This window comes from Streptomyces sp. SS8, assembly GCF_054072955.1.
The window spans coordinates 117,494-129,834 of record NZ_JBSVCZ010000020.1; the positions used below are offsets into that span (position 1 = coordinate 117,494).

Consider the following 12,341-nt stretch of genomic DNA (forward strand, 5'->3'; position numbering starts at 1 on the left):
ATCAGTAGTGGGAGTACTCGGCGGCGTCGAAGTTGTGCCGCTCGTCGCCCCGCAGCGGCGGGTTGAAGACGCTGACCAGTTCCAGGTCGCGGTCAGGCGCGGCGATCAGGAAGTGCTTGTCGTGCTCGTCGAGCGCGTAGAGGGTCCCGGGCCCGATCTCGTGGACCGTGCCGTCCTCGGTGATCACCTGGCCGCGGCCGGCGATGCAGTAGCAGGCCTCCAGATGCCTCCTGTAGTGCAGGGGCGACTTCGAGCCGGCCTTCACGACGGTGTGGGCCACCGTGAAGCCCATCCGGTCCTTCTCGACGAGGAACCGGTAGCTCAGGCCGTTGCCCCAGTCGACGCCCTCGACCTCTTCTTTCCCGCGGACAATCATCCTTCTTCTCCTCTTCATGGTTCCGGGCGCGACGGGCCGCCGCACCGAGTCATCCGACGCGCGCACTCCGGACGAAATCCGCAATGGCTTCGACCGAGCTGAACTGATGCGGCGCGATATCGAGGTCGGCGACCGGAATCCCGTACTCGTCACCGACCCAGGTGATGAGGCGCAACAGGCCGAGGCTGTCCACCACTCCGTTCTCCAGCAGATCGAGATCGGAGGAGAGCTGGTCGGCGGGGACATCGGGGATGAAGTTGCTGATGACGAACCGCTTTATCTCACCTTCTGTGGACACGGTTCTCCTCTCGTGGTTTTCGCGGAGCCGGGCGGGTGCCGTGGCCATGGGCGGCGATTCACGGCCGGCGCGGGAAGGAAACCCGCCGGTCAAGGAGGTTTGGTGGGCGTCGGCACCGGACGGTGCGGGCGCTGGGCCGGGAGCGGGAAGAGGCGTCACTCCGGGCGGGGAGGCCGGGGGAGGAGGGGATCCGGGAAGAGTTCCGACGGACTCCCGGGCGTTCGAATCCCCCGAGGCACAGGTGTGCCGTGGAAAAAGCGTGACACCTGGCCCGGGCGTCCGTCAACAGCATTCCGAATATTTCCCTGTCCATTTCTCCGGGGGTTTTCCGGGCATGCGGAAGGAATCCGTGCCGGGAAAAACCCATGCCGGATCCGCTCCACGGGGGTATTACCCGATTCGCCTCAGCGCTTTCCCTCCAGAATCTCCCGGATTTCCTCCAGGTCGTACTCCGCGCGTCCTGGGCGGCCGTACCGGGTCAGTTTTCCGCGGCTGGCCCACTTGCGCACCGTGGACAGGGACACGCCGGCCGCGAGCGCGGCCAGCTCCGTGGGCACCGTGCACCGCGGCCTCCCGGACCGCCCGGACCGCCCGGGCGTCACGGGTGTCACGGGCGTCACGGCGCGCTGCTCGCGGGCGCGGCGGCGGGCTGCCGTCCCAGCAGGAGCCAGTGCCGGGCCTGCCACGTGTGCCCGGCCTCGCAGCGCACCTCGGGCCGGCTGCCGGCGGCCGTCGCGCGCACCACCCGTCCGCAGCCGGGCACCGCACACGTCCCCATCTCGCGGTCCCGCGGGGCCGGCTCGCGGTCCAGGACCGCGCACAGGGCCGCGTTCAGCTTCGCCGTCTCCCCGGCGAAGTCGGCTCCGGCGGGATGCCCGAGCAGCCAGTCCAGGTTCGCCTCCAGGAACCCCACCAGCGACGGCACCCGCGCCTCCGGGGGCGCCGGCACCGCCCGTTCGTCGGCGACCATCCCCGCCCAGGAGGTGAGGACGGCCAGCACCTCCGACCGCACGGACACGGCCCGGTCGTCCAGGGCGATGCCGCGGTGCCGGTGGGTACGGCGCCGGCCGGCCACACGCTCCGCCGGCGGGCGCGCGGCGGACGCCTGCGCGGCGATGCTCTCCTCGTACAGGTCCCGCAGGCGCAGCAGGTCACCTCGGACCGTGTCACGGCCGGCCGGTGCCCGGAGCGGAGTGTTCGACATACGCGTGTCCTCACGACGGAACGGTTGGGGGGATGGGGCGCGGCCGTGGGACGCGTCCGCGCCCGGGTGGAACACACGGGAGGAGCGGGGGTGCCGCGGCCGTCAGCCGGGCGAGAGGGCGCCGAGGCCGTGGCGCAGCGCGGTCCGGTGGATCCGTTCCGCGAGCGCCACGTCCAGCCTCGTCTCCGGGGCCGTACCGCTCAGGAGCTCCACCAGCAGGACGTGGTCGGCACAGGCACGGCCGGGGTGTTCGCCCGTGAAGACCTGCCGCAGGTCGGCCTCGACGCCGAGTCGGCCTCCCGCCGGAACGGGAACGCACCCGGCCACCGAGCCGGGGCAGCCGGGCCCGGCCGCCCCGTCCAGCAGGCCGAGGTCATCGACGTAGACGGCGCTGACGCAGCCCGTCGCCTCCTCCTTCAGACTGCGGCCGGTGGCGTTGACCAGCACGGACCCCGGGGCCAGATGTCCCAGGCACGGCTCGCTCACCACCGGCTCGGTGACGACGACCAGACTGGCGCCGAACGTGGCCTCCTCCGGGCTCGCCGCGACGGTCAGCCCGATGCCCGTCGCCTCCAGGACGCCGGCGGTCCCGCTGTCGACCGGTGAGGCGTGCGGGCCTCTCGGCGAGTGGACGGCGACATGGCTGACGTCCGGTACGCTGCGCGCGATCACCAGCAGCTGTATGCGCCCGGCGGCGCCCGAGCCGATCAGCGAGGCGGTCACCACCCCGGGGTCCAGGAGCTGGTTCGCCGCCAGCGCGGTCAGGGCCGCGGCCCGGCAGGCGTACAGGCCCGACGCCGGCATCGCGCACAGGTCGCCACCGCCGGGGTCCCGTAACACCGCCGTTTCACCGCGCAGTTCCAGTAATCGCCCGCCGGGTCCGGCGTACCGCCCGGGGCCGCCGTGCGGATGCGCCAGCAGCTCCTCGGCGGCCGTCTGCGCGGAGTCGAACCCGGAGACGAGGGCGCACAGGTCCTCCGTGTCCAACCTGAGAAAGCGGCTGTCCATCAGTCGTGGCCCCCTCGCGTCCGGAGATCGTGCACACGACAATGAGGAGCAGGGCTCCCGATGCTCTGTCGATCCGCTCCCGGTGCGCTGAGTGCCCGCCGGGAGCGGGGGGATGGCGATTCGATGGAATCCTGCGCTCCACTCTTCTCACCGAACCGCACCACCACCACCGACCGGCACCATGGAGGGAAAAACATGTCCGCCAGACGCCGTTTCACCGCCACGTTCCTCGTCGCGCTCACGGCCGTCCTCGGGCCGACCGCGGCGGGAATGGCGTCCCCGGCAGGTCCGCAGGCAGGTACGCAGACGGCGGCGGCCGGGGAATCGGCGTACGGCTGTTCCCCGGCCGCCCCGGGGAACCCGCTCCCGGACAACTGCACGGACGACACCCACTGGTGATCTCCGGGCCGGTGCGGCTCACACGCGGCGCGTGTGCCCGCACCGGCCCGGCTCACACGGAGGCGGGTCCGCCGACCTCCGCGCCCGATCCGAGCAGCTCCCCCGCCGGCAGGCCGGGGTGGGCGGCCCGCAGCTCCGCCAGGAGCTTCGCGGACTCGCGCGAGTCGACCGACGACAGCAGCCGTACGGCGCGCTCCAGGTCGTCCCGGGCGGATTCCTGTCCGGGACGGACCTCCGACAGCAGGACGAGGGCCTTCGCCTGCCACAGCACCGAGCCCAGCTTCCCGAAGATCTCGTGGGCCGCCCGCAGGTGGCCGGCGGCGCTCGCCTCGCCTCCCCGCGCCAGCGCGATCTCGCCGAGCGCGTACAGCGCCTTCGCCTCGATGAGCTGCTCCCCCACCCGGCGGGCCAGCCCCAGGGCGTGCGCGAGGGTGGTCTCGGCGGTGTCCAGCCGGCCCTCCCGGTGCCGCAGCAGCCCCAGGCCGTAGACCACGTGGACCTCCCCGATGCGGTCACCGGTGTCGCGGACCATGCGCAGCACCCGGTGCAGCGTCTGGCGGGCGAGATCGATCCGGCCGGTGGCCATGTAGACCTCGGCGAAGCGGTGCACGACCTGCACCTCCATCCTCGGGCACGACACCTCCCGGCAGATGGCCAGTGCCTCGTCCAGCAGCTCGCCCGCGGTCTGCGGATCCCCCTCGCCCAGGTGGAACTTGGCCAGGCTGCGCAGGATGTGCGCCTCCCCCACACGGTCGCCCACGGCGCGCATCGTCCGCAGCGACTCGTCGTACCTGTCGAGCATCCTGGGGATGTCGCCGTACAGGCCGTCGACGTGCGCGGCGTTGCGCAGCACCAGGGCGCAGCCGTGCGCGTCGCCCTCCGCCCGGAAGGCGGCGAGCGCGGCCTCGAAGCAGTACCGCGCCTCGGCCATCTGGGTCTGGAACATGTGCAGCGTCCCCAGTGAGTACAGCATCGCCGCCGTGCCCGTGCGGTTGCCGGCCCGCTCGGCGGCCTCCATGGCGACCGTGGCGCACTCGCGCCAGTCGTCGAAGTAGCCCTTCGCCTCGAACAGGGTGACCGCGGTCAGCGCCAGATCCCAGCACAGCTCGTCCAGCCCGGCCTGCGCCGCCTGCCGCACGGCGGCCGTCAGGGCGCGCCGCTCGGCCTCCCACCAGCAGGCCGGCTCGCCCACACCGTCCGGGTCCCAGCCCTCAGCCGGGCGCCAGCGCGGGGCGCCGCCGTGCAGGATCGTGTAGTCCCCGCCGTACTCGCTGCGGTGCGCCTCCTCCGCCAGGGCCAGCCAGCCGCCCAGCAGGCGGGACAGGGCCGCCGCGCGCTCGTGCCCGTCCTCCTCCGCCGACAGCCGCTCACCGGCGTAGATCCGGATGAGGTCGTGGAAGCGGTAGCGGGGCGAGCGGGATCCCGGGTACACCACGACGTCCAGGAGCTGCGCGTCCACCAGCGTGTCCAGGAGCTCCCTGCCCTCGGCCGGCGAGACGTCCAGCAGCGCCGCCGCGTTCCAGTCCGGGAAGTCGAGGACCCTGACCATCGACAGACGCCGGAACAGCCGGGCCGCCGACTCGCCGAGCCCGCGGTAGGCCAGCTCCATGTTGGACCTCAGCTCCAGCCCGTGGTGGGCCAGTTCGTCCAGCCTGCGCGCCTCGTCGCGCAGCCGCCGCACCAGGCCCTCCATCTGCCAGTGGGGCCGCGAGGCCAGCCGCGCACCGGCGATCCGCAGCGCCAGCGGCAGACCGCCGCAGGACGTCACCAGCTCCACGGCCGCCTCGCGCTCGGCCTCCACCCGGTCCTTGCCGACGATCCTGGTGAGGAGCTCGATGGACTTGTCGGTGTCGAAGACGTCGATGTCGAGCCGGTGGGCGCCGGTCAGGCCGCCCAGGCGCTTGCGGCTGGTGACGATCACCGCGCACGTGGGACTGCCGGGCAGCAGGGGCCGCACCTGCTCCTCCGAGGTGGCGTCGTCGAGCACCAGCAGCAGCCGTCTGCCCGACAGCTTGCTGCGGAAGAGCTCGACGCGCTCGTCCGTGTCCTCGGGCACCGCGGTGCCCGGAACGCCCAGCGCGCGCAGGAAGCGGGCCAGGAGGCGGGCGGTGCGGTCCTCGCCGCCGGGGGTGCGCATGTCCGCGTAGAGCTGCCCGTCGGGGAAACGGGCGCTCAGTTCGTGTGCGGCCCGCACCGCGAGGCTGGACTTCCCCACCCCGCCCTTGCCGGAGATCGCGACGATCGGCACGCTCCAGCGCGCCCCTCCCTCCTCCCCGCCTTCCGTCAGCAGCCGCTTGATCTCCTCCAGGAGGTCCCCGCGTCCGGTGAAGTCGGCGACGCTGGGCGGAAGCTGCTGGGGGACGAGCGCGTTTTCTCCCTCACGCGGCGCGGTGGAGCGCTGTTCACGTGCGCCGGGACCGGAGGAACGGGGCGGGGGCGGGCGGAGGTCCGCGGGCAGGTCGAGCGACGGATCGCGGTTCAGGATCGCCCGGGTCAGCTCCTGGAGCTCCTGGCTGGGCTCGACGCCTATCTCCTCCACCATCACGGCGCGTGCCAGGCGCCCCGCCTCCAGCGCCTCGGCCTGGCGGCCCGCGCGGTACAGCGCCAGCATCAGGAAGCAGTGGAGCCGTTCACGTAGGGGGTGCTCCGCCACCAACGCGCGTAATTCATGACAGATCTCCTCATGTCTGCCCAGCGCGAGGTCGAGCCGCACGAGTTCCTCGACGGCGGCCAGCCGCCGGTCCTCCAGGACGGTGGCCTCGCGCCGCACCATCCCGCTGGGGACGCCGGCGAGCGCGGCCCCCCGCCAGAGGGCCAGGGCCTCGCGCAGCACCGCGGCCGCCCGCTCCTCGCATCCCTCGTCCGCGTGCGACCGGGCCTCGGCCACCAGTGCGGAGAAGCGCAGAACGTCGAGCTCCTCGGAGCCGATCACCAGCATGTACCCCGGCTGGCGCGTGGCGATGGCGCCGGGGTGTCCGGCGTCGCCGAGGATCCTGCGCAGCGCGGAGATGCAGGTCTGGATCTGCCCGCGTGCCGTGGAGGGGGGAGCGGTGTCCCAGACGGCGTCGATGAGCTGCTCGACGGGGACGATCCGGTTCGCGTTGAGGCCCAGCACGGCCAGTACGGCCCGCTGCCTGGGACCCCCGAGGTCGACCGACCGACCGTCCACCACAAGATCGACCGGGCCGAGGAGCCTCAGACCCATTCAGCACCCCCCGTGCATGGCGAATCCGTGGTCGAGACCACCTTGACGGGCTTTGACGGTGCCCCATCTTCCGGCCCCTGTCAACGATGCGTCCGGGCGCCGGACGGGGCTCTTCCCGCCCGTCAGCGCCCTCGTCGGTCATGCCCCGGCCCGGGGGGAAGCGGCCCGGGGTGGGCTCGATCCGGGGTGAGCTCGATCCGGGCCGCGACCGGGAGGTGGTCGCTGCCGGTGGCCTCCAGGGTCCACAGGCGGGTGACGGCGGCGCCGCGGGCCATGACGTGGTCGATCCGGGCGACGGGGAAGGCCGTGGGCCAGCTGAAGGAGAAGCCGTCGGCCGCCTCCCGGCCGGTGGAGTCCACACCGTTCAGGACGGGGGCGAGCCCGCGGTCGTCCAGGGTGCCGTTGAAGTCGCCCAGCACGATCACGCGGGGCAGCTCCTCCGCCCGCAGAGCCTCCCCCAGCAGAGCGGCGCTCTCGTCCCGTCGCCTCGTGTCGAAGCCGTTCGCGCGGATGCGCACCGAGGGCAGATGGGCCACGTGCACGGCGACGTCGCCGTGCGGGGTGCGCACGGCGGTGCGCAGCCCGCGGTTCCAGTCGGGGCCGAGGTCCGCGGGGCGGATGTCCAGCGGGCGGGTGCCGGTCAGGGGGTGCCTGGACCACAGGCCGACGGTCCCCGCCACCGCGTGGTGGGGGTACTCCCGCGCCAGCGCCTCGCCGTAGGCGGGCAGGGCGGCGGGGGTCAGCTCCTGCAGCGCGACGACGTCGGGACCGGCGGCGGCCAGGGCCCGCGCGGTGGCGGCCGGATCGCGGTTCTCGTCGCTCGCGTTGTGCTGGACGGCCGTGAGGAGGGCGGTACGGGCGGTGCCGCCGGCGTCCTCGCCCCGAGGGGACAGGGCGTCGTGGAAGAGGGCGACCCAGACCGCCGACGGCAGCGCCAGCGCCGCCAGGGCGAGGGCCGAGCGGCGTACCAGCGCCGCGGCCAGCAGCACGGGGACGGCCAGGCCGAGCCACGGCAGGAAGGCCTCCAGCAGGCTGCCCAGACCGAGTACGGCGCCCGGCACCAGGGGGTGGAACGCCGCTGCCCCGGCCGTGAGCACGGCGAGGGCGGCGGGGACGCGGCCCCTGCTCCAGGCGGTGCGCCCGGCACCGTCCCGTTCGGCCCCGCCCCACCGCCGCCGCGCTCCCGCCCTCGGTGCCATGCGCCCTCCCTCTCCCGTCCTGCGGTTCCCTGTGGAAGGAGGACATCCCGCGGCGGCGGCGCGGTTGCCCGGCGGGCCCGGTGAGGCGGACCGGGGCGGGCCGGTGCGGACCGGGGCGCGGCTCAGATGTTCTTGGGATCGAACGGGTCGTGCTCGGTGATCAGCTTGTCCAGCCGGGCCTTGTCCACGCGGGTGGTCACCTCCTGCATCTCCTGCCGGTCCCGCACGCACTTGGCCAGCGTGAAGGTGGAGGAGATCAGGAAGAGGACGCCGATCGCCAGGAAGCCGCGCTCCCAGGGCCCCATCGGCATGTAGGCGACACCGAGGCCCACGGCGAGCAGCGAGAGTGCGAAGGAGGCGACGGCCTGCACGAAGAACGCGGCGGTGGTGGGCCGCTGGACTGGTGTGGTCATGGCCACCACGGTGGCGCGGCCCGGCGGCGTCCGCATGAGTACGGCTACTCAGCGCCTCCGGGGGCGCGGGCGGGGGACGCGCGAACGGGGACGGGGGTGCTCAGCGCAGCACCCGGTCCCGCAGGACGGGGAAGTCCTCACGGACCCTGTCGACGTACGCCGGGTCCAGCTCGGCGGTGACGACCCGTTCCCCGGCGTCCGGCGCCTCGGCCAGCGTCTCGCCCCAGGGGTCGATGATCGCGCTGCGGCCCGCCTGGGGTACGCCCGCGTGGGTGCCCGCGGTGCCGCAGGCCAGGACGTACGCCTGGTTCTCCACGGCGCGGGCGCGGGCCAGCAGGGACCAGTGGGAGGCGCGGCGGTCGGGCCAGCCCGCCGGGACCACCAGCGCCCGGGCGCCGGCGTCGGTCAGCGCGCGGAACAGTTCGGGGAAGCGCAGGTCGTAGCAGGTGGCCAGGCCCAGGGTGATGCCGGGCAGGGCGACGGTGACCGGTTCGGCGCCGGCGGACATCAGGGTGGCCTCGCCCCGGTCGAAGCCGAAGCGGTGGATCTTGCGGTACGCGGCGGCCCGCTCGCCGTCGGGGGAGAACACCAGGGAGGTGTTGTACAGGGCCGTTCCGCCGGGGCCGCCGGCGTGCTCGGCGCGTTCCACCACGGATCCGGCGTGCAGCCAGACGCGCGCCTCGCGGGCCGCCTCGGACATGGCCCGCGCGGTGGGTCCGTCCAGCGGCTCGGCACCGGCCTCGAAGGAGTCGAAGGCGAAGGCCCCGACCGTCCACAGCTCGGGCAGGACGACCAGGTCGGAGGCGGTCTGCTCGCGCACGAGCGAGGCGGCGCGTACGCGGCGCGCTTCGACCGTTTCGTCCTCGTCCACACCGATCTGGATGAGAGAGGCGCGCACCGTACCACCGTCCATGGGTTCGAGGGGGCCAAACGCCGGTCGAAAGCCGGTCGAAAGCAGCCTACGATCGTCACCCGAAAGGCCTGTCAGGCTGCCCGCCCGCAGCGTAACTTGAGAGCACCCAGTCCGCGAACCCACACCATCCACACGTATTCAGCACGTATCCGAGGGGTCCCGTTGACCGACCACCCTAGCCTTCAGCCCTACGCCGATGCCTGGGCCCACTCCATCGAGGCGATATCCGAGCTGGTCTCCCCGCTGGTCGAGGGCGAGTGGAACCGCGCGACCGAGTGCCCGGGATGGTCGGTCCGCGACATCGTCTCCCATGTCATCGGATCGGAGTGCGAGATGCTGGGCGACCCCCGCCCCATCCACTCCCTGCCGCGGGACCTGTTCCATGTGAAGGACGAGGTCAGCCGCCGCGTCGAGGTCCAGGTGGACGTGCGGCGCTGCCACACCGCGCCGGAGATGACCAGCGAGCTGGAGTACACGATCATCCGCCGCTCCCGCCAGCTGAGGAACGAGAAGCGCGACCCGTCGACGATGGTGATGACCCCGCTCGGCCGGGAGATGACGCTGGAGCGGGCGCTGCAGCTGCGTGCGTTCGACGTGTGGGTGCACGAGCAGGACCTGCGGCGGGCGCTGGGCAGGCCGGGCAACCTGGACTCCCCCGGCGCGTACGTCACGCGGGACGTGCTGCTGCACGGGCTGCCCAAGGTGGTCGCCAAGGACGCGGGGGCGCCGCCGAACTCGGCGGTCGTCATCGACGTGAGCGGGCCGCTGGAGTTCATGCGGACCGTGCGCGTGGACGCCGAGGGCCGGGGCACCGTGGACGGCAGCGTCTCGCTGGGGCCGGCGGTCACGCTGGCGACGGACTGGGAGACGTACCTGCGGCTGGCCTGCGGGCGGGTGCGGCCCGCGGCGGTGCGCGAGAACCTCAAGATCGAGGGCGACCAGGCCCTCGCGGACGCGATCCTCGCGCACTTCGCCGTCACGCCCTGAGCCCGAGGGCACTGAGTCCGAAGGCACTGAGTCCGAAGGCACTGGCCCCGAAGATCCTGAGCCCGAAGGCCCGGGCCCCGGCGGGAGCCCGCCTCACACCGGTACGTGCACCGCCTCGACGCGGCTGGCCACCACCCGCTCGCGCTCGCGGCGGTGCGCCCGGCCGCGCAGCCGCAGGATCTGGGCGGTGCCCAGCGCCTGGAGGACGAAGACGGAGGCGAACGCGATCCGGTAGTCGTCGCCGGTCGCGTCCAGCAGGACGCCGATCGCCAGCAGGGTGGCCATGGACGCCGTGAAGCCGCCGATGTTGACGATGCCCGACGCCGTGCCCTGCCGCTCGGGCGGATTGGCGGGGCGGGCGAAGTCGAAGCCGATCATCGAGCCCGGACCGCAGGCGCCGAGCACCACGCACAGCAGGGCCAGCGCCCACAGCGGCGCCCGCCCCGGCCAGCACAGCACCATCGCCCAGACGGCGGCCGTGGCCAGCACCGTGCCGAGCGCGATCGGCGCCCGTGCGCTGTGGTGCCGGGCTATGACCTGGCCGTAGACCAGGCCGATGGCCATGTTGGAGAGCACCACCACGGTCAGCAGGGTGCCGGCCTCGGCGCGGGTGCGGCCCTGCGCCTCGACCAGGAACGGCATCCCCCACAGCAGCAGGAAGACCATGCCGGGGAACTGCGTGGTGAAGTGCACCCACATGCCCAGCCGGGTGCCCGGCTCGCGCCACGCCTCGGCGAGCTGGCGGCGTACGTAGCCGGGCTCGCGCGCCGGCCCCGCACCGGGGGCGGGGGCGGGAGCGGGTCCGGCGCCCTCGGGCCGGTCCCTGAGGAAGAGCAGGACGAGCACCAGGACCAGCACGCCCAGCCCGGCGCTGCCCGCGAAGGTCGGCGTCCAGCCGAAGGCGGCCAGCAGACGCGCCAGGACCAGTGTGGTCAGCAGGTTGCCCGCCATCCCGAACAACGCCGCCACCTGGGCGATCAGCGGACCGCGGCGGGGCGGGAACCAGTTGGAGCCCAGCCGCAGCACGCTGATGAACGTCATGGCGTCGCCGCAGCCCAGCAGCGCGCGGGCGGCCAGCGCCATGGCGTACGAGCCGGAGAGGGCGAAGGCGAACTGGCCGGTGGTGAACAGCACGATGCCCAGGAGCAGGACCTTCCTGGTGCCCCAGCGGTCCACCAGCAGGCCGACGGGTATCTGCATCCCGGCGTAGACCAGGAGCTGGAGGATGGAGAAGGTCGACAGGGCCGAGGCGTTGATGCCGAAGCGGCCGGCGGCGTCGATGCCCGCGACGCCCAGGCCGGTGCGGTAGGTGATGGCGGTGAAGTAGACGGCGACGCCCAGGCCCCACACGAAGGCGGCCCGCGGGCCGCCGAGCCGCACTCCGGAAGCCGGGGTTCCAAAGGCCGGAGTTCCGGATGCCGGTGCTCCGGGTGTGTTCCCGCCGCTCACCGGACCTCACCGCGCAGCAGGTGCCGCACGGAGCCGACGTGACCGCGCACCGCCTCGGCGGCGGCCTCCGCGTCCCCCGTGCGCAGTGCGCGCAGGATCTCGGTGTGCTCGGTGATGTTCTTGGCGATGCGGTCGGGGTGTGAGTGCATCACGGCGACGCCCATGCGCAGCTGGCGGTCGCGGAGCTGGTCGTACAGGCGCTCCAGGATCCGGTTGCCGGCCGCCCCGACCACGGCGGCGTGGAAGCAGCGGTCGGTGGCGGCCACCGCCGCCAGGTCGCCGGTCTCGGCCTGGCGCCGCTGCCGCTCCAGGAGTTCGCCGAGCCGGTCCAGCAGGTCACCCGGCGCGGGGGTGACCTTGCGCACGGCGTGCTCCTCGACCAGCAGCCTGGTCTCGACGACGTCGCCGATCTCCTGGACGGAGACGGGCAGGACGAGCGCGCCCTTCTTGGGGTAGAGCCTGAGCAGGCCCTCGGCCTCCAGACGCAGCAGCGCCTCCCGCACGGGGGTGCGGGAGACCCCGACCGCCCCGGCCAGCTCGCCCTCGGTGAGCAGGGTGCCGCCCTCGTAGCGGCGTTCCAGGACGGCCTGCTTGACGTGGGTGTAGACGCGTTCGGCGGCGGGCGGGGCCGGGTTCGCGGACGGGGAGGACTGGGAGGGCATGGACACACCATAGATACAACAGGTATGCGTGCCCATCCCCGTCCGTCATGCGGGACGGGGTGGGCTCGGCGGAAACGGCCCGGTCCGGACCGGGCCGGACGCGCGGCGGGGCCCGCCCCCCCGGGGGGGCGGGGGGGCCCCCCCCCGGGGGCCCCCCCCGGGGGGGGGGGGGGGGGGGGGCGCGGGGGGGGGGGGGGCGGGGGGTGGGGGGGGGGGGGGGGGGGGGGT

At 73.6% G+C, this 12,341-nt stretch carries 12 protein-coding genes and 1 pseudogene; 2 read left to right on the forward strand and 11 right to left on the reverse strand.

From position 1 onward, the window contains the following. Position 1: 1 nt before the first annotated feature. The 5 genes from ACW69E_RS19640 to ACW69E_RS19660 all read right to left on the reverse strand — a co-directional run bounded on the left by ACW69E_RS19640 (position 2) and on the right by ACW69E_RS19660 (position 2,886). The gene (locus ACW69E_RS19640) at positions 2–376 is read right to left on the reverse strand and encodes an ectoine synthase (RefSeq protein WP_457499573.1); all 375 of its coding nucleotides are present in this window, start codon (positions 374–376) and stop codon (positions 2–4) included. Positions 377–425: 49 nt separating this feature from the next. Continuing rightward, the gene (locus tag ACW69E_RS19645) at positions 426–674 is read right to left on the reverse strand and encodes an acyl carrier protein (RefSeq protein WP_410537661.1); all 249 of its coding nucleotides are present in this window, start codon (positions 672–674) and stop codon (positions 426–428) included. Positions 675–1,078: 404 nt separating this feature from the next. Beyond that, complete coding sequence (locus tag ACW69E_RS19650) at positions 1,079–1,231, reverse strand: hypothetical protein (protein WP_457499574.1); 153 nt, start codon at positions 1,229–1,231, stop codon at positions 1,079–1,081. A gap of 59 nt (positions 1,232–1,290) precedes the next feature. Further along, a complete protein-coding gene (locus ACW69E_RS19655) occupies positions 1,291–1,878 on the reverse strand; it encodes a hypothetical protein (RefSeq protein WP_457499575.1) in 588 nt (195 codons plus the stop codon). A 102-nt stretch (positions 1,879–1,980) separates the two neighbouring features. Then, complete coding sequence (locus ACW69E_RS19660; protein WP_457499576.1) at positions 1,981–2,886, reverse strand: hypothetical protein; 906 nt, start codon at positions 2,884–2,886, stop codon at positions 1,981–1,983. Positions 2,887–3,081: 195 nt separating this feature from the next. Between ACW69E_RS19660 and ACW69E_RS19665 the strand changes: the two genes are divergently transcribed. Then, positions 3,082–3,285: a hypothetical protein gene (locus tag ACW69E_RS19665; RefSeq protein WP_457499577.1), complete on the forward strand. Its 204-nt coding sequence runs from the start codon at positions 3,082–3,084 to the stop codon at positions 3,283–3,285. A 52-nt stretch (positions 3,286–3,337) separates the two neighbouring features. Here ACW69E_RS19665 and ACW69E_RS19670 read toward each other — a convergent pair whose 3' ends face one another. From ACW69E_RS19670 to ACW69E_RS19685, 4 genes and pseudogenes are all read right to left on the reverse strand, one after another. Then, positions 3,338–6,490: a BTAD domain-containing putative transcriptional regulator gene (locus tag ACW69E_RS19670; RefSeq protein ID WP_457499578.1), complete on the reverse strand. Its 3,153-nt coding sequence runs from the start codon at positions 6,488–6,490 to the stop codon at positions 3,338–3,340. A 194-nt stretch (positions 6,491–6,684) separates the two neighbouring features. Then, positions 6,685–7,689: pseudogene (locus tag ACW69E_RS19675) on the reverse strand (endonuclease/exonuclease/phosphatase family protein); the annotation flags it as partial. 122 nt (positions 7,690–7,811) lie between these two features. Next, entirely contained in the window at positions 7,812–8,102 is a 291-nt protein-coding gene (locus ACW69E_RS19680) for a YiaA/YiaB family inner membrane protein (RefSeq protein WP_457499579.1), read from the reverse strand. A gap of 100 nt (positions 8,103–8,202) precedes the next feature. Next, on the reverse strand, positions 8,203–9,000 hold the full coding sequence (locus tag ACW69E_RS19685; RefSeq protein ID WP_457499580.1) for a carbon-nitrogen family hydrolase: 798 nt from the start codon (positions 8,998–9,000) through the stop codon (positions 8,203–8,205). A gap of 177 nt (positions 9,001–9,177) precedes the next feature. On the opposite strand from ACW69E_RS19685, the gene ACW69E_RS19690 reads away from it, so the two are divergent. After that, entirely contained in the window at positions 9,178–10,002 is an 825-nt protein-coding gene (locus ACW69E_RS19690; RefSeq protein WP_457499581.1) for a maleylpyruvate isomerase family mycothiol-dependent enzyme, read from the forward strand. Positions 10,003–10,095: 93 nt separating this feature from the next. Here the strand turns inward: ACW69E_RS19690 and ACW69E_RS19695 are convergent, their stop codons facing one another. After that, positions 10,096–11,451 (reverse strand): MFS transporter, encoded by a 1,356-nt coding sequence (locus ACW69E_RS19695; protein WP_457499582.1) that lies wholly within the window; start codon positions 11,449–11,451, stop codon positions 10,096–10,098. After that, positions 11,448–12,113 carry a GntR family transcriptional regulator gene (locus tag ACW69E_RS19700; protein ID WP_457499583.1) on the reverse strand — a complete coding sequence of 222 codons (666 nt, stop codon included), beginning with the start codon at positions 12,111–12,113 and terminating at the stop codon, positions 11,448–11,450. The genes ACW69E_RS19695 and ACW69E_RS19700 overlap by 4 nt, the downstream gene beginning before the upstream one ends. Positions 12,114–12,341: the final 228 nt, after the last annotated feature.

Bases quoted from the DNA above. Each gene is read 5' to 3' on its own strand.
- ACW69E_RS19640 (WP_457499573.1), bottom strand. From the start codon at position 376: ATGATTGTCCGCGGGAAAGAAGAGGTCGAGGGCGTCGACTGGGGCAAC.
- ACW69E_RS19700 (WP_457499583.1), bottom strand. From the start codon at position 12,113: ATGCCCTCCCAGTCCTCCCCGTCCGCGAACCCGGCCCCGCCCGCCGCC.
- ACW69E_RS19670 (WP_457499578.1), bottom strand. From the start codon at position 6,490: ATGGGTCTGAGGCTCCTCGGCCCGGTCGATCTTGTGGTGGACGGTCGG.
- ACW69E_RS19680 (WP_457499579.1), bottom strand. From the start codon at position 8,102: ATGACCACACCAGTCCAGCGGCCCACCACCGCCGCGTTCTTCGTGCAG.
- ACW69E_RS19665 (WP_457499577.1), top strand. From the start codon at position 3,082: ATGTCCGCCAGACGCCGTTTCACCGCCACGTTCCTCGTCGCGCTCACG.
- ACW69E_RS19660 (WP_457499576.1), bottom strand. From the start codon at position 2,886: ATGGACAGCCGCTTTCTCAGGTTGGACACGGAGGACCTGTGCGCCCTC.
- ACW69E_RS19655 (WP_457499575.1), bottom strand. From the start codon at position 1,878: ATGTCGAACACTCCGCTCCGGGCACCGGCCGGCCGTGACACGGTCCGA.